The organism is Sphingomonas yabuuchiae, assembly GCF_001477495.1.
In the GTDB taxonomy this organism is placed as follows: domain Bacteria; phylum Pseudomonadota; class Alphaproteobacteria; order Sphingomonadales; family Sphingomonadaceae; genus Sphingomonas; species Sphingomonas yabuuchiae_A.
Window position 1 is genome coordinate 31,585 of the sequence record NZ_LDTF01000023.1, and the last position, 19,924, is coordinate 51,508.

Annotated in this window: 17 protein-coding genes; 1 reads left to right on the forward strand and 16 read right to left on the reverse strand. The window is 68.1% G+C overall.

Annotated elements, in window-relative coordinates; all coding sequences use genetic code 11:
- Nucleotides 1-82 precede the first annotated feature (82 nt).
- On the forward strand, nucleotides 83-382 hold the full coding sequence (locus NS355_RS06270; RefSeq protein WP_153008086.1) for a hypothetical protein: 300 nt from the start codon (nucleotides 83-85) through the stop codon (nucleotides 380-382).
- 78 nt (nucleotides 383-460) lie between these two features.
- On the opposite strand, the gene NS355_RS06275 is transcribed toward NS355_RS06270, so the two are convergent.
- The 16 genes from NS355_RS06275 to NS355_RS06345 form a co-directional block, all read right to left on the reverse strand.
- Nucleotides 461-1,117 (reverse strand): DUF4240 domain-containing protein, encoded by a 657-nt coding sequence (locus NS355_RS06275; protein WP_058744923.1) that lies wholly within the window; start codon nucleotides 1,115-1,117, stop codon nucleotides 461-463.
- 226 nt (nucleotides 1,118-1,343) lie between these two features.
- Nucleotides 1,344-2,510, reverse strand: a complete 1,167-nt coding sequence (locus NS355_RS06280) for a deoxyguanosinetriphosphate triphosphohydrolase (RefSeq protein WP_058744924.1) — start codon at nucleotides 2,508-2,510, stop codon at nucleotides 1,344-1,346.
- On the reverse strand, nucleotides 2,507-4,564 hold the full coding sequence (locus tag NS355_RS06285; protein ID WP_058744945.1) for an SPOR domain-containing protein: 2,058 nt from the start codon (nucleotides 4,562-4,564) through the stop codon (nucleotides 2,507-2,509). Before NS355_RS06285 ends, NS355_RS06280 begins: the two co-directional genes overlap by 4 nt.
- A 434-nt stretch (nucleotides 4,565-4,998) precedes the next feature.
- Nucleotides 4,999-6,546, reverse strand: coding sequence for a cell division protein FtsZ (ftsZ, locus tag NS355_RS06290; protein WP_058744925.1), 1,548 nt, complete (start codon nucleotides 6,544-6,546; stop codon nucleotides 4,999-5,001).
- Between the two features lie 121 nt (nucleotides 6,547-6,667).
- Nucleotides 6,668-7,927, reverse strand: a complete 1,260-nt coding sequence (gene ftsA, locus NS355_RS06295; protein WP_056434587.1) for a cell division protein FtsA — start codon at nucleotides 7,925-7,927, stop codon at nucleotides 6,668-6,670.
- Nucleotides 7,928-7,934: 7 nt separating this feature from the next.
- The gene (locus tag NS355_RS06300) at nucleotides 7,935-8,918 is read right to left on the reverse strand and encodes a cell division protein FtsQ/DivIB (RefSeq protein ID WP_058744926.1); all 984 of its coding nucleotides are present in this window, start codon (nucleotides 8,916-8,918) and stop codon (nucleotides 7,935-7,937) included.
- A complete protein-coding gene (locus NS355_RS06305; protein WP_275934709.1) occupies nucleotides 8,915-9,859 on the reverse strand; it encodes a D-alanine--D-alanine ligase in 945 nt (314 codons plus the stop codon). Before NS355_RS06305 ends, NS355_RS06300 begins: the two co-directional genes overlap by 4 nt.
- Nucleotides 9,856-10,743, reverse strand: coding sequence for a UDP-N-acetylmuramate dehydrogenase (gene murB, locus NS355_RS06310; RefSeq protein ID WP_209445029.1), 888 nt, complete (start codon nucleotides 10,741-10,743; stop codon nucleotides 9,856-9,858). The genes NS355_RS06305 and murB overlap by 4 nt, the downstream gene beginning before the upstream one ends.
- On the reverse strand, nucleotides 10,740-12,155 hold the full coding sequence (gene murC / locus NS355_RS06315) for a UDP-N-acetylmuramate--L-alanine ligase (RefSeq protein ID WP_058744928.1): 1,416 nt from the start codon (nucleotides 12,153-12,155) through the stop codon (nucleotides 10,740-10,742). The genes murB and murC overlap by 4 nt, the downstream gene beginning before the upstream one ends.
- Nucleotides 12,152-13,303, reverse strand: coding sequence for an undecaprenyldiphospho-muramoylpentapeptide beta-N-acetylglucosaminyltransferase (murG, locus tag NS355_RS06320; protein ID WP_058744929.1), 1,152 nt, complete (start codon nucleotides 13,301-13,303; stop codon nucleotides 12,152-12,154). The genes murC and murG overlap by 4 nt, the downstream gene beginning before the upstream one ends.
- Entirely contained in the window at nucleotides 13,300-14,529 is a 1,230-nt protein-coding gene (locus tag NS355_RS06325; RefSeq protein WP_058744930.1) for an FtsW/RodA/SpoVE family cell cycle protein, read from the reverse strand. Before NS355_RS06325 ends, murG begins: the two co-directional genes overlap by 4 nt.
- On the reverse strand, nucleotides 14,526-15,905 hold the full coding sequence (murD, locus tag NS355_RS06330; protein ID WP_058744931.1) for a UDP-N-acetylmuramoyl-L-alanine--D-glutamate ligase: 1,380 nt from the start codon (nucleotides 15,903-15,905) through the stop codon (nucleotides 14,526-14,528). The genes NS355_RS06325 and murD overlap by 4 nt, the downstream gene beginning before the upstream one ends.
- Complete coding sequence (gene mraY, locus NS355_RS06335) at nucleotides 15,902-16,972, reverse strand: phospho-N-acetylmuramoyl-pentapeptide-transferase (protein WP_058744932.1); 1,071 nt, start codon at nucleotides 16,970-16,972, stop codon at nucleotides 15,902-15,904. Before mraY ends, murD begins: the two co-directional genes overlap by 4 nt.
- A 5-nt stretch (nucleotides 16,973-16,977) precedes the next feature.
- A complete protein-coding gene (locus NS355_RS06340; RefSeq protein ID WP_058744933.1) occupies nucleotides 16,978-18,351 on the reverse strand; it encodes a UDP-N-acetylmuramoyl-tripeptide--D-alanyl-D-alanine ligase in 1,374 nt (457 codons plus the stop codon).
- Nucleotides 18,348-18,479: a hypothetical protein gene (locus NS355_RS19390; protein ID WP_275934710.1), complete on the reverse strand. Its 132-nt coding sequence runs from the start codon at nucleotides 18,477-18,479 to the stop codon at nucleotides 18,348-18,350. Before NS355_RS19390 ends, NS355_RS06340 begins: the two co-directional genes overlap by 4 nt.
- Nucleotides 18,476-19,918 carry a UDP-N-acetylmuramoyl-L-alanyl-D-glutamate--2,6-diaminopimelate ligase gene (locus NS355_RS06345; protein WP_058744947.1) on the reverse strand — a complete coding sequence of 481 codons (1,443 nt, stop codon included), beginning with the start codon at nucleotides 19,916-19,918 and terminating at the stop codon, nucleotides 18,476-18,478. The genes NS355_RS19390 and NS355_RS06345 overlap by 4 nt, the downstream gene beginning before the upstream one ends.
- Between the last annotated feature and the right edge of the window lie 6 nt (nucleotides 19,919-19,924).

Here is a 19,924-nt window from a genome sequence, read left to right on the forward strand (position 1 = left end):
TATTTCGGCTGACGAAAGTATAAGCGCTAACAAGGCGCGAGAGGACCTGATCCGGCTCAACGCAAATGCGGGAGTTTCGATCATGCGCAAGACCATTCTGATCCTGGCCGCCACCGTCGCCGCCGCCGTCCCCACCATTGGTGCGATCGCCGCCGAGGGCGAGCAGCGCTTCGTCCATGAGGGCAGCACCTATGTCTACACCCGTTCGAACGAGAACGGCCATGCGGTGATCCAGGGTCATCGCTATCCGGGCGGCGAGCCGTTCCGCTTCGTCGTGAAGGGCCACCGCGTGACCGGCACGACCGGCAACACCCAGGTCGCCTTCACCACCGACGAAGCTCGCGGCGCGCTGGGCGCGGGCGTGGAAACCAGCGCTCGCTGATCTTCGCCTGACGGCTGAAACAGGAAAGTCCCGTGCGTCCGATGGGATGCACGGGGCTTTTTTCGTGCACTCAATCCCTCAAAGCCATGTCCCAAAGCGCTTCCAGAGCTTCGGGTAACGCGCGGCAAGATGCGACCTCTCTTCTTTGAAGGGCGTACCGCTGGGCGCGGACGGGCGAGGCCGGACATCGGCTTCGGGCATTTGCGAAAGAGCTTGCCCGCTCTTGGCCGACCAAACTTCCGGAGCGACATAGCCAAAGGCCTCAAACTCCAGATCACTCTGCGCATCCGGGATCGCAAGATCGGCCAATGCGTCGGGATCAGCGAGCACCCGTTCGAAATCCGTTCGTCCGCGCGAGATCAGCCACCGCTGGAAATATTCAAACCCGTCATCCGACGCGCCACCCTTGGCAACATAGGCAGCACCCCACAAATCCCATCGATAGGACCGTATCATCGCCTCTTCGAAATAACCTTGAAATGCGGCGATCTGGGATGGCGTCAATCGGCTCAGCGACATGCGAAGATCCATCAGTTGCGCGTCGGCATCCTCGCCCCAGGTCGCGGAATGATCGACCAGTGCCCAGAAATCATCGCGGCTGAGCGGACCCGTCCCGACAGTCACGGGCGTCTGCAAACCCTGTTTCGCCGGTCTGGCCCCACCGCAATAGGCGACGATCAGTGCCAGCGCCGCCGCGACGGGCGCGAAAACAACGAAGCGTCGCCAGCCAGCCATTCCGTCTATCCTCGGGTCCCATCAACGTTCGTCCCATTCCTCCCCTCGAAGGGGAGGTGGCAGGCCGAAGGCCTGACGGAGGGGTGTCCCGGCTTGCGAGATGGGACTCCAACCTCAACCGGCGACACCCCTCCACCATCCTTCGGATGGTCCCCCTCCCCTTGCAGGGGAGGAAAGAAAATATGGCAGTTTGAACGCCGATCCGGACTGGCCAGCCATCGTGATATCAAAACCCCTCAGGCAGGTCGATATCCCCTACAACCTCACGGTAACACCGCACCGCATAACGATCGGTCATGCCTGCGATAAAGTCGGCGATGTGACGACTGCGCGCCGGTTCCTCGATCGGCAACCGTTCGCGCCATTCCTCCGGCAATTGGGCGGGATCGGCGCGATAGCCCGCGAACAGGCCCTTCACGATGCCATGCGCCGCGTCCGCCGCCGCCAGCTGGCGCGGGTGGTGGTAGAGATTGGCGTACATGAAGCGCTTCAGGTCGCGCTCCTCGACCCGCATCGCCTCCGAAAAGCCAACCAGCGCTCGGCCCGCCGCACGGACATCGGCCACGTCCCCTACCCCGCTCTCGGCGATGCGGGTGCGGGTCTGGGCGACCAAGTCATTGACCATCACCCCGATCTGCGAGCGGATCAGTTCGCTGGCCAGCCTTTTGGGCGGGACATCGGGGAATTGCGCCCGCGCCACGTCCCAGCCGCGCGCCACCAGCGGCACCGCCAGCAACTGGTCGAGCGTCAGCAGCCCGGCGCGAAGGCCGTCATCGATATCATGATTGTCATAGGCGATGTCGTCCGCCAGCGCCGCGACCTGGGCCTCCAGCGAGGCATGGCTGTCCAGATCGAGCGGAAAGCCCGCATCCGCCTCCTGCAAGGCCCAGCCGGGGTGGCGCACCGGCCCATTGTGCTTCGCCAGCCCCTCCAGCGTCTCCCAACTGAGGTTCAGGCCGTCCCAGCGCGGATAGGGCCGCTCGATCTCGGTCAGGGTGCGCAGCGTATGGCCGTTATGATCGAAACCGCCCTGCCCGGCGAGCGCCGCCTTCAGCGCGTCCTCGCCCGCATGGCCGAAGGGCGGATGGCCGATGTCATGCGCCAGACACAAGGCCTCGGTCAGATCCTCATTCAGCCCCAGCGTCCGCGCGATCGTCCGGCCGATCTGCGCGACCTCCAGGCTATGGGTCAGGCGGACGCGGAAATGGTCGCCGTCGGGCGCCATGAAGACTTGGGTCTTGTGACGCAGCCGCCGGAAGCTGATCGAGTGGATGATCCGGTCGCGGTCGCGCTGAAACGCATCACGCGGCCCGCGCGCCAGGCCCGAGGCCTCGTCGTGACGCCGCCCCCGGCTGTGTTCGGGATAGGAAGCCCAGGGGGCGAAGCGGCTCACTTGGCGTCGAGCCGCGTCACCGCCTGCCCTGCGTCGCTGGTCACGGGGAAGGCCGAGACCCCCTTCTTGGCGAGCTGGTTGACGAAGGCGCGCGCCTCCGCATCGGTCTTGAACGGGCCGGTCAGGACGCGGTGCGTCGCGCGCAGCGGGGTCTTGTAGCCCTTGCGCGCGGCGAACAGCTCGGGTGCCTTCGCCTTGGTGGCGGCCCAGGCCTTGGGCAAGTCGTCCTCGTTCGCGCCGCCCGCGACCTGAACCCAGATACGCTCGGGGTTGGCGCGCGCGCGCTTCTTTTCCTCGGCCTCTTCCTTGGCGGCGAGCGCCTTTTTCTCGGCCTCGGCCTTTTTGGCCGCGAGCGCCTTCTTTTCGGCGGCGGCCTTGGCGGCGGTGGCCTTGCGCTCGGCCGCAGTCGGTGCGCGCGGAGCAGCCTCGGCTACCTCGGCGGCCTTTTCGCGCGCCTCGCGATCCCGCTCCGCCTTGCTGCGCGCCTCGGCGACGACGCGCTGCGCGCCGCCGCTCACCGGCGTATTGGCCGCGATGACGGCCGGACGCTCGGGACCTTCCACCCCGAGTTCCGAGGCGGGGATCGAGAGATTGGCGACGATCCGCGCCAGCACCGAATCTTCCCGTTCCGCGCGCGCCGGGGTCGGTGGCGTGCGGCGGGACGCGACTCGCGTCGGGCGCGGCGCGGGCTCTTCGGCCTGACGGGGAACCGGCTGGACCATGGCGGTGGCGACCGGCGCGGGCCTGACGGGCACAGGATCCGGTGCGGGGACGGCCTGAACCATCTGGAGCGGCGGCGTCGGAGACGCGGCGGGAAGCGCCTGGACCGTGGCGGTCGCCGGAGCCGAACTCACCTGGTTGGGCGTCGTGACCGGGGCGGCGGGCAGCGGCTGGATCATCGGCCGCACGGTGTTCGATGCCATGGTGACCGGCGCACGGCTTTCGGGTGCCGTCGGCAAGGCGCTGGAGAAGCCGGGCTGCGGTCGCGCCGGGGCTTGCGTTTGTAAAGACGTCTGCGGGGTCGGCTGTGCCTGGGGCAGCGGCTGGACCATCGGCATCGGCGAAGCGGCCGCCACGACGCGGGGCGTGGTCGTCGACGCCATCTGTACCGGAGCCGGCGTGACCGGCGTCGTATTGGCAGCCATCGCCACACCGCGCGCGTTGCGCCCGCCGCGCCGCCGCTCCTCGCGCGTCGTCACCGGAGCGGGCGCCGCCGCCGGCGCGGAGGCCAGCGCCACCGGGGCTTCCGGCGTCAGCGGCGGCAGATTCGGGGCCAGCTTCGCATCGGCCAGCCGCTCGGGTGTCGGGCGGGTCTCGCCGAAATGCACGGCAAAGGCGCGGTCGACGGCGGGAAGGCTCGGCAACCGCTGGAAAAAGGGTTGCAGCCCCTGTGCCAGCTGAGGCGGCATCATGGTCGAGGCGATCCGCGTCGCCTCGGGCAGGTCGCCGCCCATCGCCAGAATGAAGGCCCGCGCCCGCCATGCCGCCCGGTCGGTCTTGCGCAGAAGCGGATCGAGCTGTTCGAGCGCCTGCTCCCGCCGGCCAGAAATACCGAGCGACAGCGCGTAGCGGCGGATGACCTCGTCACCGGCGCCATTGGCCAGCGCCAGCCGGTAATCGCGCTGTGCCCGCGCCTGATCGCCGATCAGATCATAGGCCAGGCCCCGATCACCGGCGAAGCGCGCCGGGGGCATGCCCGCCGCCTCGGCCTGGGTGAAATAGCGCAGCGCCTCGCCGGGGCGTTCCGAACGGACGAGGATCGACGCCATGCCCGCCTTGACCCGGGGATCGCGGGCATCGACCTTCTCGGCGCGTGCCAGCAGCGAGGCGGCGCCCGACAGGTCGTCGAGATGGATGGACAGCTCCGCCGCCTCGACAAGTGCATCGACATTGCGGGGATTCTGCGCGACCCGGCGCATCACGTCCCCCAGCTTGTCGGCATCGGTGGTGCCGGGAAGCGGCTGAACCACTTCCTGTGCGAGAAGGGGCACGGGCGCGGCGGCGAGGGCCAACGCGAGCGCGAGCGAAGCGCGGGGAAAAAGGGCGAACGTCATGGGACCAGCGCCCATAAAGCGTGTTTCGCGGGCGGCGGCAATGGCTAAGGCAGGCCCCACGCGCCCGATTGTTCCGCACGGTCGACCAATAGGGGCGCCGGTGCGGGTCTTGGGATTGCCTCTAACCTCGCAGCTTGCCGCCCTGCCCTCCCCCAGCCCAGTTGCGGGTAAACGATGCCCAGCATCGTTTAGGCCATGCTGGGAGCATGGCCGACCCACAACTCGCCTGCGGGAGAGGATTTTTGTTGACACTTTGATGCGATATCCAGCCCCCGCTAACAGCGCGCGCCCTCCCGCAGGCGGGAGGGGGTCGGGAGGAGGGCCAGCCGCAAGCACTACCAGCAGCCATAATTCCCCAAAACGGAAAAAGGCCCGCGCGATCATCTCGCGCGAGCCTCTAACCCTATTCTCATCCCGGCAGGCCGGGCGAAGAATTACTGGTTGTTCTGCCGGTGCAGGAAGCGCGGAATGTCCAGCGACGAGTCCGCCGACCCTTGCGCGTTCTCGTCGCGCTGCGCACCACGCGCCGCGTTAGACATACGCTCGAACAGCGTACCGCCCAACTTCACGCGCGGCGCAGGCTGTGCGGGGGCCGCACCGGCTTCGCTGCCGGGGGCCAGCCAGCGGCGGCGGGCTTCGTCGCTGCCCGGCGCGGGCTCGACGGCGGCAGGATGCGACGGCGTGGCGGCAGAAGGAGCGGGAGCCGGAACGATGGTGTCGGCACCCAGCACCAGCTCGTCCTCCGCCACCGGCGCGGGGGCCGGAGCGGGCGCAGGCGCGGGCTTGGCGACCGGTGCGGCGACACTCGACGCGACGGGGGTCGCCGCCGGGGCCGGTGCGGGCGCCGCGACCGGCTGCTCGACCGGGGCGGCCGGCGCAACGCTGGCCTGCGGTGCCGGGGCGGCGGCGGCGGGCTCGGACGGACGATAGCTGGGCGTTTCGTCCGACTTGCGGGCCATGCCGCCCATGCTGAAGCCGCTGCGGTTCGCTTCCGAGGGCGACGGCGCTACCTTCAGGTCGGCATCGATGCCGGTCGCCACGACCGACACGCGAATCCGGCCTTCCAGCTCGGGATTGAAGGCTGAGCCCCAGATGATGTTGGCGTCGGGATCGACCAGTTCGCGGATGTGGTTCGCGGCCTCGTCGACCTCCAGCAGGCGCATATCATCGCCTCCGGTGATCGAGATGATGACGCCCTTGGCACCCTGCATCGACACGCCGTCGAGCAGCGGGTTGGCAATCGCCTTCTGTGCCGCCTCGATGGCGCGATTGTCGCCGGTGGCTTCACCGGTGCCCATCATCGCCTTGCCCATCTCCTGCATCACCGAGCGGACGTCGGCGAAGTCGAGGTTGATGAGACCCGGCATGACCATCAGGTCGGTGATGCCGCGCACGCCCTGTTGCAGCACCTCGTCCGCCATCGCGAACGCTTCCTTGAAGGTCGTGTTGGCGTTGGCGATCAGGAACAGGTTCTGGTTGGGGATGACGATGAGGGTATCGACGTACTTCTGAAGCTCTTCGATGCCGCCATCGGCCGACTTGGCGCGACGATTGCCCTCAAAGGCGAAGGGCTTGGTCACGACGCCGACCGTCAGGATGCCCATGTCGCGCGCCGCCTTGGCGATGACCGGGGCCGCACCGGTGCCGGTGCCGCCGCCCATGCCCGCCGCGATGAAGCACATGTGGCTGCCCTCGAGCAGACGCGACAGGTCGTCGATCGTCTCTTCGGCGGCCGCGCGGCCGATCTCGGGACGGCTGCCCGCGCCCAGTCCTTGCGTGATCTTCGCACCCAGCTGAATACGCTGCGGCGCGATCGACTGCTTCAGTGCCTGCGCGTCGGTATTGGCGACGAGGAAATCCACGCCCTGTACCTCGGCGCGCATCATGTTCGCGATCGCGTTGCCGCCGGCACCGCCGACGCCGATCACCGCGATACGCGGCGTCAGTTCGTCGACCTCGGGTGCGATGAATTCGATGCTCATCCCAATTCTACTCCGCCGTTCCCGGTCGGTACGCAAAGACCGGGCCCATGAATTAACCGTTAGTGCACCAGACCTGTGCCAAGTGCCAACCCAAAAGCGTCAGCCATCAGACGCTTTTTCTCTAATAATTTGCCTTCGCCGCCTGAATCAGCCGCCGGAACAGCCCCATGCCGCTTGGCCGGTGCACCGTCTGGTTCACCGCGGGGATGCTACGCAGGTCGATCGGGTCGGTCGCGGCGTAGAAAGCCAGGCCCGCCAGCGTCGCGAAAGCGGGTCCGCCGTGCGCATCGGGCAGGCCGGTCAGCCCGCGCGGTCGACCGATCCGGACCGATCGGCCCAGCGCCTGCTGCGCATAGTCGGCGATACCCTTCAGCTCCGCCCCGCCACCGGTCAGCACGACCTGACGCCCCACCGGCCCCTCGAACTTCAGATGCTGCAGCGCCTTGCGGATCTCGCCCATCTGATGCTCCAGCCGCTGGCGGATCACGCCGATCAGCTGCGCCTTGGTGATCTGCATCGTGTCGCCGCCGTCCTCGGCAGAGATCGGCGTGACCTGGATCATGTCGTGATTGTCGCGCGGGGACGCATTGGCCGAGCCGTGGAAGCACTTCATCCGCTCGGCCATCTGCCGCCGCGTGCCAAAGGCCGAGGCGACATCATCGGTGATGTCTGCCGCGCCCATCGGCAGCGAGCAGAGCCCGACCAGCATACCGCCCGCGAACAGCGAGACGTTGGTGATCCCCGCCCCCATCTCGACCAGCGCGACGCCCAGCTCGCGCTCCTCGTCGGACAGGCAGGCCAGGCCCGTGGCGACGGGCGCTGCGATGATCGACTTGACCTCCAGATGCGCGGAGCGGACGCACAGGTCGAGATTGCGCACCGGCGAACCGTCGGCGGCGACGACATGGATGTGCACGCCCAGCCGGTCGGCATGGAGCCCCAGGGGCTTCTTCACGCCCGTCAGCCCGTCGAGCGTATAGAGCGCGGGCTGCGCGTGCAGCACCATGCGCCCCTGCGGATCGATCGAGTTGCGCCCGGCCGCCAGCAGCGCGTCGATATCGCCCTGTTCGACCTGATGGCCGCCCAGCTCGAACTCGACCTCGGCCACGTCGGACACCAGGCCACCGGCCGAGAAGCCGACCCAGACATTCTCGATATTCAGGCCCGCGATCCGCTCGGCCTGCTCGACCGCCTCGCGCACCGCCGCCTCGGTCGCGCCCATATCGGCGATATAGCCGCGCTTGACGCCCCGGCTCTCACGCTGGCCCGTTCCCAGCACGATCAGCTCGCCGCCATCGCCCTTGCGCGCGATCAGCGCGGATACCTTGGACGACCCGATGTCCAGTGCGGTGATCAACCCTTCGGGCGCAATCTTTGCCATGACCTTGCTACCCCTGTACTGCCCCCGGAGCCGCTGCCCCTTCGGATGCCGCCCCACCCGCGTCATTGCCACCCGCGTCATTCCCGGACGCGGGATCGCCTGCCGCATCACCGGCCTTGGCCGGATCGGCGAGCGCATGATTCTGATTCAAACCGGGCTTTCGCGCAACCAGCTTTGCAGGGTCGCGCATGTCGAAGCGCAGCCAGCCGCGCCCGAGCAGCGGTCGCGAACCGTCCATCGCGGCGAATTTCATCAGCGCCGCCCCTGCCCCGTCCTCTGGCAAGGCCAGCGTCTCGCCGCTGTCGAAGGTGATGTCCCAACGGCGATTACCGATCCAGGTCGCGGCCTTCACGCGCGGCTTCAGCGCGGGTGCGGCGGACAGCAGCGCCTGATAGGCGGGCTCCTGCAAATTCGCGCCCGGCCCGATGATGAGCGGCAGATCGGGCATCGCCTCGGGCCGTACCGGCTCCAGCAGAACGCCGCCCGCGTCGATCAGGGTCAGTTGGCCATTGTCCTGCCACACCGCCGCCGGGCTGCGTTCCTCGATATCGACGAGCAGCGTGTCGGGCAGGCGACGCGAGACATGCGCGTCCTTGATCCAGCCATAGCGGAGCAGCTTGGCACGGACATCTTCCAGATTGACCAGCGGCATTGCCCGGCTCTGCTGGTCGAGCGCGACGGCATAGACGGTCATCCGGTCCATGCGTTTCAGGCCCGTCACCTCGATCTGCTGGACGCGGAAACCGGCATGGCCCGCCTGTTCGGCGATCGCGGTGCCGATCATGCCGGGCACGCCGACATAGGTCGCCACCGCCAGCACCGCCGCGCCCGCACCACCCAGGATCGCCCAGGTAACGGCCTTCTTGATCGTCTCCTCGCTGACCGGCACCTTGGCCAGCAGGCGCTGCGCCAGCGTCACCCGCTTGACCGGCTGGCGGCGACGCGGGGCCGGACGGCGCGGCGGGGGGCCGCGCTTGATCGTGCGGCTCATCCCGCCTGATCCTTGTACCACTGAAGCGCCTCGTCGACGATCGCCTGCACGACCGCGTCGTAATCCATGCCGACATGGCGGCCCTGCTCGGGCACCAGGCTGAGCGGAGTCATGCCCGGCTGGGTGTTGACCTCCAGCAAGAACAGGCCGTCGACGCCGCGCTCGTCGTCCCAGCGGAAGTCGGAGCGCGAAGCGCCGCGACAGCCCAGGATGCGATGTGCCTCCAGCGCCAGCGACTTGCACGCCTCGGCGATCTCGTCGGGGATCTGCGCCGGGCAGACATGTTCGGTCAGGCCATCGGTATATTTCGCGTCGAAGTCGTACCAGCCGTTCTTGGGCTTCAACTCGGTCACGCCCAGCGCACGGCCGCCCAGCACCGCGGTGGTCAGTTCACGCCCCCGGATATAGGGCTCGGCCAGCAATTCTTCGAACTCGGCCCAGGGACCGGCGGCGTCGCGCGCGATGGGCTGGCCATGGTTGCTGGTGTCGGTGACGATCGCCACGCCGACCGACGAGCCTTCGTTCACGGGCTTCAGCACATAGGGGCGCGGGAGCGGATCACCGGCAAACAGCTCTTCCGACTTCACGATGCGGCCGCCGGGCATGGGGATGCCGTGCGGGACCAGCGCCTGCTTGGTCAGCACCTTGTCGATCGCGATGACCGAGGTGGCGAGGCCCGAATGGGTATAAGGAACACCCATCAGATCGAGCATCCCCTGCACCGTACCGTCCTCGCCGGGCGAGCCGTGCAGTGCGTTGAAGACGATATCGGGCTTGGCTTCGACCAGCCTGGCCGCCAGGTCGCGGTCCATGTCGATCCGGGTGACGCGGTGGCCGTTGCGCTCCAGCGCATCGGCGACGCCCGTGCCGGACATCAGCGACACCGGCCGCTCCGCCGACCAGCCGCCCATCAGAACCGCGATATGCAGATTGTCGGTCACTTCGCGATTCCCACTCTTTGTATTTCCCATTCGAGGCAAATGCCCGACTGCGCCTTCACTTTGGCGCGCACATCCTCGCCCAGCGCCTCGATCTCCGCCGCCGTGGCGTTGCCGAGGTTGAGCAGGAAATTACAGTGCTTTTCCGATACCTGCGCGTCGCCCAGCGTCAGCCCGCGACAGCCCGCCGCATCGACCAGCGCCCAGGCCTTGTGCCCGTCGGGGTTCTTGAAGGTCGACCCGCCGGTCTTGGAGCGCAGTGGCTGCGACGCCTCGCGCGCGGCGGCGATACGGTCCATCTCCGCCTGGATGTCGGCGGGTTCGGCGGCCTGGCCCCGAAAGGTCGCCTCGACCACCACCGTGCCGTCGGTCAGGTTGGAGTGACGATAGGTGTATTCCAGATCGGCGACGCCCAATGTCTCGACCGTGCCGTCGCGGCGGACGACGGTGGCGGAGATCAGCACATCGGCCACCTCGCGCCCATAAGCCCCGCCGTTCATCCGCACGAAGCCGCCCACCGTGCCGGGGATCGAGCGCAGGAACTCCAGCCCGCCGATCCCGGCATCGCGCGCATTGGACGATACGAGGATGCCCGACGTGCCGCCGCCACAAGTGATGCTATGCCCCTCCCCTGCCCGCGCATAGCTGAACGGCTTGCCGAGACGGATCACGACGCCGGGAACCCCGCCATCGCGTACGATCAGGTTGGAACCGAGGCCGAGCGCCATGACGGGCGTGTCGGCCCCAAGCCCGCGCAGGAACGCCGACAGATCGTCGACATCCTTGGGCTCCAGCAGATATTCGGCCGGTCCGCCCGCCTTGAACCACACGAGCGGCGCCAGCGGCGCGGCGTGAGTCAATCGGCCGGCGGTGTCGGGCAGGTTCATCGGCGCGCCTCGACGGCGCTTGCCAGACCCGCCGCCCATTTGGTGATGTCGCCCGCGCCCAAGCAGACGATCATATCATCGGCGCGGATCGAGCCCGCCAGTTCCTCGGCCAGCGCATCGGCGTCGGCGACCGTGGCGGTCGAGCGATGCCCGCGCCGCTTCAGCCCCTCAACCAGCGCGGACGCATCCACACCCTCGATCGGCTGTTCACCCGCCGCGAAGACCGGCGTCACCAGCACCCGGTCGGCATCGTTGAAGGCGGTCTGGAACTCCTCCATCAGATTGCCGAGCCGGGTGTAGCGGTGCGGCTGCACCACCGCGATCACGCGACCCCGCGCGCCCTCGCGGGCGGCGGCCAGCACGGCGCGAATCTCGACCGGGTGATGGCCGTAATCGTCGATCACGGTCGCCGTACCGCCATCCACCGCGATCTCGCCGACCTTGGTGAAGCGGCGCTTGACTCCGCCGAACTGGCCGAAGCCCTGCTGGATCGTCGCATCGTCGATGCCCAGTTCCAGCGCGACGCCGATCGCCGCCAGCGCGTTCTGGACATTATGACGACCGGGCATGGGCAGTTCGATCCCCTCGATCGAACGGCTAGAGCCGTCGCGGTTGCGGATGATCGCCTCGAAGCGATTGCCGCCGGGGATCGGCGTGACGTTGACGCCGCGCACGTCGGCCTGCGCCGAAAAGCCATAGGTCACGACGCGCCGGTCGCGCACGCGCGGCAGGATGTTCTGCACCTCCGGGTGGTCGAGACAGAGCAACGCCGCGCCGTAGAAGGGGACGTTCTCGACGAACTCGACGAACGCGTCCTTCACCCGATCGAACGAGCCGTAATGGTCGAGATGCTCGGGATCGATATTGGTCACGACCGCGATCGTGCCGTCGAGGCGCAGGAAGCTGCCATCGCTCTCGTCGGCCTCCACGACCATCCAGTCGGAGGCACCCAGCCGTGCGTTCGAGCCATAGCTGTTGATGATGCCGCCATTGATGACGGTCGGGTCGACACCGCCCGCATCCAGAAGTGCGGCGACCATCGAGGTGGTCGTCGTCTTGCCATGAGTGCCCGCCACCGCGACGGTGGATTTCAGCCGCATCAGCTCGGCCAGCATCTCGGCGCGGCGCACCACGGGGATGCGGCGTTCGAGCGCGGCTTCGACTTCGGGGTTCGACCGGGTGATCGCGGTCGAGGTGACGACCACCGCCGCATCGCCCAGATTGTCCGCACCGTGCCCGATCGCGACCGGAATGCCCTTGTCGCGCAGACCCTGCACCACATAGCCCTCGGCCACGTCGGAGCCCTGCACCCGGTAGCCGAGATTCTTCATCACCTCGGCAATGCCCGACATGCCGATGCCGCCGATGCCGACGAAGTGGATCGTGCCGATATCCGTGGCGACGCCCTTCATGCGCCTGCTCCCGCCAAATTCCGTGTCCTTTGCGATTTGCCCACCGGCAAGACCATGCGCGGTGCGTCGAGGCTTTCGACGAGATCGGCCAAGTCGCTCGCCGCCTCGGGTCGTCCACAGGCGCGGGCGCGCCCGGCCGCATTCTCCAGCGCCGCCGGGTCCAGGCCCAGCTTCTGCATCTGCTTCGCGAGTTCGACCGGCGTGAAGTCGCCCTGCGCGATGGTCCGTGCGCCGCCCGCCTTCGTCATTTCACGCGCGTTCACTGTCTGGTGATCGTCGGTCGCAGAAGGCAGCGGCACCAGGATCGCCGGGCGCCCCGCGACCGTCAGTTCGGCCAGCGTCGAGGCCCCTGCCCGCGCGATCACTAGGTGCGCCCAGGCCAGCTGCTCGGGCAGGTCGGGCAGATAGGTGGCAAGTTCGGCCGGAATCTCATGCTCGGCATATTTGGCGCGCACCGCGTCGATATCCTCGATCCGCGCCTGATGCGTCACCTGCAACCGCCGCCGAAAGGTAACGGGCAGCATGGCGAGGCCATCGGGTACGACCTGGCTCAGGATGCTCGCCCCCTGGCTGCCGCCGGTGACGAGGACGCGGAAGATGCCGTCCTCCTCCAGCAGCGGATAGGGACGCGCGCGCAGCGCCAGCACCTGATCCCGCACCGGATTGCCGACCAGCCGGGTCTTGTCGGAATGCTTCGCGCTCAGCCGCTGCGTATCCTCATAGGACAAGGCGATCGCATCGACCTTGCCCGCGACCAGCCGGTTGACCCGGCCGAGCACGGCGTTCTGCTCGTGGATCGCGGTCGGAATACCTTCCGCAAACGCTGCCAGCAGCGCGGGCATCGCCGGATAACCGCCAAAGCCGATCACCGCCGCCGGACGGAAGGTCTTGTAGAGTTCGCGCGCCATCGCCCGGCCGCGCCACATCTCGCGCAGCGCCTTGGCCCAGCCGACCGGCCCGCCCGAAAAGCGCCCGGCGGGCAGCACGTGCGTCTGGATATCCTCGAACAGCCCGGGGAAGCGCACGCCGCGCGCGTCGGATACCAGCGCGACGCGGTGGCCGCGCCGGGTCAGCTCGGCCGCCAGCGCGGCGGCGGGAACCATATGGCCGCCGGTTCCTCCGGCGGCGAGGACGAAGTGACGGCTCATTGCCCGCTCCACCTGACTACATAGGGGCTGCGCGTCAGGAACGGATTGCGCCGCGTGAATGCCAGCAACAACCCCATCCCGATCGACAGCGCGATCATCGACGAGCCGCCATAGCTGATGAACGGCAGGGTCATCCCCTTGGATGGGGCAAGCCCCGTGTTCACCGCCATCGAGATCAGCGCCTGCGCGCCGAACTGCACCGCCAGCCCGGAGGCGGCGTAGAGCTTGAACTCGTCCTGTTCGTCAAGCAGCTTCACGAACACGCGCACCACGATCGCCAGGAAGACCAGCGCGATGATCGAACAGGCGATCAGCCCGAACTCCTCGCCGATCACCGAGAAGATATAGTCGGTATGCGCCTCGGGCAGGCCGAACTTGGCGGTGCCGCCACCCGGCCCCGTGCCCGTCCAGCCCCCTGCGGTCAGCGTGTTGTGCGCGGCATTGACCTGGAAGTGGTCGGCCGCCCCCTCGCCATCGACATCGGGAAACAGGAACGCGTTGATGCGATTGCGCGCCACGCTGTAGAACATATAAGCCGCCGTCAGCCCGACCGGCACCATGGCGGCCAGCCCCAGCATGATCCGCATCGGCGTGCCGGAGATCATCAGCAGCGCCGCCCAGATCACGCAGAAGACGATGGTCTGGCCGAAGTCGGGCTGCATCATCAACAGCCCTGCGACCAGCCCGGTCAGCCCCATGGTGATCAGCGTGGCGGGCAGATCGCGCTCCCTGGCCTTCAGCGACAGGAGCCAGGCGGTCGTCACCACGAACATCGGCTTCAGGAACTCGGACGGCTGGAACTGGGCGAAACCAAAGCCGATCCAGCGCCGCGCGCCGTTGATCTCCACCCCGATAAAGGGCGTGACCGCTAGAATGGCAATCAGCACGCCGGTGCCCAGCACCGCCATGCGCCGTGCCGTGACGACAGGCAGCATCGAGACGGCGAACAACACCGGCAGCGAGACGCCGACCCACATCACCTGTCGCCAGAAATAATAGAGCGGCGCGAACTTCCGATGCTCGCCCGAATAGCGCATCGCGGTGGCGGGGCTGGCGGCGGCGACCGCGATCAGGCCGATCGCGATCAGGAACAGGGTGAGCAGCAGCAGCACCCGGTCGATATCCCAGAACCAGGTGCCGAGCGGCGAACGGTCGCCGCGCCCGCCCCGGCCCTTCATCGACCCGATCAGGCCGGGGCGCGGGGTCTTGGGTGCGCGATCATTCATGCCAGCACCTCCACGGCGGCGCGGAAGGCATCGCCGCGCGCCTCATAGTCGCGGAACTGGTCGAAACTGGCACAGGCCGGGGACAGCAGCACCGTGTCGCCGGGCTGCGCTGCGGCAGCCGCATGGGCGACCGCCGCCTCCAGCGTGCCCGACTGCTCGACCACCGGCACCTTGTCCTTCAGCAGATCGAAGAACAGCGGCGCGGCCTCGCCGATCGTATAGGCCGCGACGACGTGATCCAGATGCGCGGTGCAGGCGTCGAGGTCGTCGCCCTTGCGCTTGCCACCGACGATCCAGTGGACGCGGGGGAAGGCCGCCAGTGCGGGGGCGGTCGAGTCCGGGTTAGTCGCCTTGGAGTCGTTGACGAAGGCGACGCCGTTCCGGGTCGCGACATGCTGCATCCGGTGCGGCAGGCTGGCATAGGTGCGCAGACCCGCTTCTATCACATCCTTGGCTATGCCCAGCGCTCGCGCCACGGCGATGGCCGCCTGGGCGTTCTGGGCATTGTGCGGGCCTTGCAGTGCGGGCCAGCGGGTCTGGTCGATCATGCCGGGCGCAATGGTCACGAGATCATCGGTCCGCCCGGCGAGCCCTTGCGCGATATTGGCCGAGGCCTCGTCGCCGGCGCCGACGACCGCGACATGCCCCGCCGACTGCATCGCGAACAGCCGCGCCTTGGAAGCTGCGTATCCTTCGAACCCGTCATAGCGATCGAGATGATCGGGCGTGATGTTCAGCAGCACCGCGACGTCGCAATCCAGGCTTTGCGTCAGGTCGATCTGATAGCTGGACAGTTCCAGCACATAGACCCCGCCCTCGGGCAGCGGCTCCTGCCCCAGGATCGGCAGGCCGATATTGCCGCCCATCAGGGTCGGTACGCCCGCCGTCTTCAGGATGTGGTGGACCAGCGCGGTCGTGGTCGACTTACCGTTGGTGCCGGTGATGCCGACGACCTTGTGCGGCGGCAGGTCGTGCCGCGCCTGGGCGAACAGTTCGATGTCGCCGATGACCGGCACCCCCGCCGCGCGGGCGGCTGCGGCGAGCGGATGGGTATTGAGCGGCACACCCGGCGACACGACGAGCGCGTCGAAGCCGGACAGGTCGAGCGTGTCGAGGTCAATGAAGTCAAGCCCCTCCCCTTCAGGGGAGGGGTTGGGGTGGGGCGCGCCCTCAGGCGGTAGGGTTTGCGGTAACGCCCCACCCCCAGCCCCTCCCCTGAAGGGGAGGGGAGCGAGGGCCTCGCGCTTGGCGGGATCGCTGTCCCATGCCACCACGCGCGCTCCGCCTTCCAGCAGCGCCGAAACGGTTGCGGCGCCGGAGCGTGCGAGCCCCAGCACCGCGTATCGTTTCCCCGCCCAGTCGCGCGAAACGATCATCGCAGCTTCAACGTCGACAGACCCGCCAGTGCCAGCACGAAGGCGATGATCCAGAAGCGGATCACCACGGTCGGCTCCGACCAGCCGAGCTGTTCGAAATGATGGTGGATCGGCGCCATGCGGAACACCCGCTTGCCGGTCCGCTTGTAGAAAAAGACCTGGATGATGACCGACATCGCCTCGACCACGAACAGGCCGCCGATGATGCCCAGCACGATCTCGTGATGCGCAACGACCGCGATGGTGCCGAGCGCGCCGCCCAGCGCCAGGCTGCCGGTATCGCCCATGAACACCGCCGCCGGAGGTGCGTTGAACCAAAGGAAGGCCAGCCCCGCCCCGACCACCGCGCCGCAGAAGATCGCGAGTTCGCCCGCGCCCGGCACATGCGGAATGCCCAGATAATCGGCGAACTTCACGTTACCCGCCAGATACACGATCACCATGAACGCGACGCTGGCGATGATGACGGGCATCGTCGCCAAGCCATCGAGACCATCGGTCAGGTTCACCGCATTGCCGAACGCGACGATCGTGAAGGCGGCGAACAGCGGATAGAAATAGCCGAGGTCGATATACATGCGCGAGGTGAAGGGCAGGTACAGATGCGGCCCGTTCTGCCCCATGATGATCCATGCCGCGACGCCCGCAATAGCGAACTCCAGCAGCAACCGGGTCTTGCCCGACACGCCCGCCGTCGAGGCCTTCCGCACCTTGTCGTAATCGTCGAGGAAACCGATCGCGCCGAAACCCAGCGTCACGAACAGGCACGCCCAGACGAACGGGTTGAACACGTTCATCCAGATCAGGATGGACAGCGTCATGCTGGTCAGGATCATCAGCCCGCCCATGGTCGGCGTGCCGCGCTTGGCGAGGTGGGTCTGCGGCCCGTCGGCGCGGATCGGCTGTCCCTTGCCCTGGCGGACGCGCAGCCAGCCGATGAAGCGCGGCCCGATGATCAGGCCGATGAACAGCGCGGTCGCCACCGTCGCGCCGGTACGGAACGACTGGTAACGGATGAGATTGAGAAGCCCCGGAAAACCGAGATACTCCGCGATCCAGTACAGCATTTAACTCACGCCCCGCCCGTTGGGGTATCGCCGCGCAGGGCCGCCACGACACGCGACAGCCCGACTCCGTTCGACCCCTTGATCAGCACCACGTCACCCGGTGCGATGATAGCGGCCAGCGCCTCGCGCGCGGCCTTCGCGTCCGGCACATGGACGAAATCGACCCTGCCCTCAAGCGCGGCCGCCAGCGGCGCCATCGATTCGCCGACCAGCAGCGCCCGTTCGACGCGCGCCGCGATGATCGGCTCGGCCAGCCCGGCGTGATAATCGGCGGAGTCCTCGCCCAACTCGCGCATCTCGCCCAGTATCGCGACATGGCGGCCGGGTTCCTCGGCCAGCACCGCCAGCGTCGCGCGCATCGAGGCGGGATTGGCGTTGTAGCTCTCGTCGATGACCAGCGCGCCATTGGCGGCCCGGAACCGCGCGCCGCGTCCGGCAATGCCACCCAGTTCGGCCAGCGCCAGCCCGGCCAGCCCCAGATCGCCGCCCGCCGCATCGACGGCGGCGAGCACGGCCAGTGCATTGGACACCCAATGCCGCCCCGGCTGCGACAGGGTGAAATTCAGTTCCTTGTCGCCCAGCTGGGCATTGACGAAGCTGCCGCCGGTCGCGCCGCGCATCGCCTCGACCGCGCGGACATCGGCGGCGGGATCGAAGCCGAAGGTCACGATGCGGTCGGCATAGGGCCTGGCGGCGGCGATCAGCCGGTCACGGTGCGGACTGTCATAGGGGACGATCGCCGTGCCGCCGGGCTGAAGCCCCTGGAAAATCTCACCCTTGGCGTCGGCGATCGCGGACTCATCGGGAAAGAACTCGGTATGCGCGGGCGCGATGGCGGTGACGATGGCGATATGCGGGCGCACCATCGCGGTCAGGGCGGACAGTTCGCCCGCATGGTTCATGCCCATCTCGAACACGCCCGCACGGACATCGCGCGGCATCCGCGCGAGGCTCAGGGGCACGCCGGTATGGTTGTTGTAGCTCTTGACCGAGCGGTGCACCGCGCCGCGCCAACCGCGTTCGAGGGCGGCGTAGAGCGCTTCCTTGGCGCTGGTCTTGCCGACCGATCCGGTGACGCCGATAATCGTCGCCTGCGTTCGGGCACGACTGGCACGGGCCAGGTCCTCTAGTGCATGGAAGCTGTCGGTGACGCGGACGTGCGGATGATCGGTCGAGTTGCTGACCAGCGCCCCGGCCGCCCCCTGCCCGAACGCCTGGTCGAGGAAGCGGTGGCCATCGGTCGCTTCGCCCGATAGGGCGACGAACAGGTCGCCGGGGCCGACCTCGCGGCTGTCAAAGGCGACGCCGGAGACGTCGAAGTCGGCCGAGGCCGTTCCGCCGGTCGCCGCGGCGATCTCCTGCGCGGTCCACAAGGTCATTTGCGGTCCTCGGCGGTCTTCGCCCCGTAATGCAGCGACAGCTTGGGCCGAACCTGTGCGGGAGCGTCCGGCTGTACGGCATCGGCCTTGTCCACCGGGGGCGTCTTGGTCGGAGCCTGCGCCGTCATGCCGCGCACTCCCGCGCGACGGTCACGTCGTCGAAAGGCAGGACAAGATCGCCGACGATCTGGCCCTGCTCATGCCCCTTGCCCGCGATCAGCACGATATCCTGCTCGCCCGCCTCGGTGATGGCGGCGGCGATGGCCTCGCGGCGGTCGCCGATCTCGATCGCGCCGGTCGCGCCGCGCATCACCTGCGCGCGGATCGCGGCAGGGTCCTCGGTGCGGGGATTGTCGTCGGTGACGATCACCCGGTCGGCATGCATCGAGGCGACCTGCCCCATGACCTCCCGCTTGCCCGGATCGCGGTCGCCGCCCGCGCCGATCACGACGATCAGCCGCCCGCCCGCATGGGGCTTCAGCGCGGCGATCGCCGCCTCGATCGCGTCGGGCGTATGGGCATAGTCGACATAGACCGGCGCGCCGCTCCGCGCGATGGCGGCGCGTTCCAGCCGCCCGCGCACCGGCTGCAACCGGGCGAGGTTCGCGATGGTCGTCGTCAGATCGCCACCCGTCGCCAGCACGAGGCCCGCCGCGACCAGCGCGTTGGCGGCCTGATAGGCGCCGATCAGCGGCAGTTGGACCTTGTGCGCTTGGCCATGCTCGTCCTCGATGACCAGCCCCTGCCCCAACAAGGTCGGATGCCGCTCGACCAGCTTCAGCGTCGATCCGCGCGTGCCGACCGTCACCAGCCTGTTGCCGCGCGCGCGGGCCAAGTCGATCACCCGCCCGCTCTCGACATCGTCGGCCCAGACCACAGCCGTGCCGTCGAGCGACAGGACCTCGGAAAAAAGCCGCATCTTCGCCGCGAGATAGGCGCCCATGTCGCCATGATAGTCGAGGTGATCGCGCGACAGGTTGGTGAAGGCCGCCGCCGACACCTTCAGCCCCTCGGTCCGATACTGGGTCAGTCCGTGGCTCGACGCCTCGAACGCCAGATGCGTCACGCCTTCGCGCGCCAGTCCTGCGACGTTCGACAGGAAGGTCACCACGTCCGGCGTGGTCAGGCCGGTATAGGTCCGCTCGTCGGCGGTGGTCACGCCCAGCGTCCCGATCGAGGCGGCGTGATGCCCCGCCATGCGCCAGAGCTGGCGTGTCATCTCGACCGTGGAGGTCTTACCGTTGGTGCCGGTCACCGCGACCGCCATCGCCGGGAAGGGCGCGAAGAACGCCGCCGCCAGCCGGGCGAAGGTCGCGCGCGGTTCGTCCGAGGCGATGTGGACCGCGCCCTCGACATGTACGCCCGGTCGCGCGACGACCGCCACCGCGCCGCTGCGCACCGCATCGGCGATGAAGTCCTCGCCATTCACCCGCGCGCCCTGGAACGCGCCGAAGATCGTGCCGGGCGCGACCTTGCGGTGGTCGATCGCGAAACCGGAGACGAGGGCGTCGCCGCCCTCGCCCTGGATATCGCCCTGAATGCCGGCGGTCAGTTGGTTCAGCTTCATGCCGCG

Excerpts from the sequence above, each read along its gene's own strand:
- NS355_RS06340 (WP_058744933.1), bottom strand. The coding sequence starts at position 18,351 with ATGACCTTGTGGACCGCGCAGGAGATCGCCGCGGCGACCGGCGGAACG.
- NS355_RS06270 (WP_153008086.1), top strand. The coding sequence starts at position 83 with ATGCGCAAGACCATTCTGATCCTGGCCGCCACCGTCGCCGCCGCCGTC.
- NS355_RS06345 (WP_058744947.1), bottom strand. The coding sequence starts at position 19,918 with ATGAAGCTGAACCAACTGACCGCCGGCATTCAGGGCGATATCCAGGGC.
- mraY (WP_058744932.1), bottom strand. The coding sequence starts at position 16,972 with ATGCTGTACTGGATCGCGGAGTATCTCGGTTTTCCGGGGCTTCTCAAT.
- murD (WP_058744931.1), bottom strand. The coding sequence starts at position 15,905 with ATGATCGTTTCGCGCGACTGGGCGGGGAAACGATACGCGGTGCTGGGG.
- NS355_RS06325 (WP_058744930.1), bottom strand. The coding sequence starts at position 14,529 with ATGAATGATCGCGCACCCAAGACCCCGCGCCCCGGCCTGATCGGGTCG.
- murB (WP_209445029.1), bottom strand. The coding sequence starts at position 10,743 with ATGAACCTGCCCGACACCGCCGGCCGATTGACTCACGCCGCGCCGCTG.
- ftsA (WP_056434587.1), bottom strand. The coding sequence starts at position 7,927 with ATGGCAAAGATTGCGCCCGAAGGGTTGATCACCGCACTGGACATCGGG.
- murC (WP_058744928.1), bottom strand. The coding sequence starts at position 12,155 with ATGAAGGGCGTCGCCACGGATATCGGCACGATCCACTTCGTCGGCATC.
- NS355_RS19390 (WP_275934710.1), bottom strand. The coding sequence starts at position 18,479 with ATGACGGCGCAGGCTCCGACCAAGACGCCCCCGGTGGACAAGGCCGAT.
- ftsZ (WP_058744925.1), bottom strand. The coding sequence starts at position 6,546 with ATGAGCATCGAATTCATCGCACCCGAGGTCGACGAACTGACGCCGCGT.
- NS355_RS06285 (WP_058744945.1), bottom strand. The coding sequence starts at position 4,564 with ATGACGTTCGCCCTTTTTCCCCGCGCTTCGCTCGCGCTCGCGTTGGCC.
- NS355_RS06275 (WP_058744923.1), bottom strand. The coding sequence starts at position 1,117 with ATGGCTGGCTGGCGACGCTTCGTTGTTTTCGCGCCCGTCGCGGCGGCG.
- NS355_RS06300 (WP_058744926.1), bottom strand. The coding sequence starts at position 8,918 with ATGAGCCGCACGATCAAGCGCGGCCCCCCGCCGCGCCGTCCGGCCCCG.
- murG (WP_058744929.1), bottom strand. The coding sequence starts at position 13,303 with ATGAGCCGTCACTTCGTCCTCGCCGCCGGAGGAACCGGCGGCCATATG.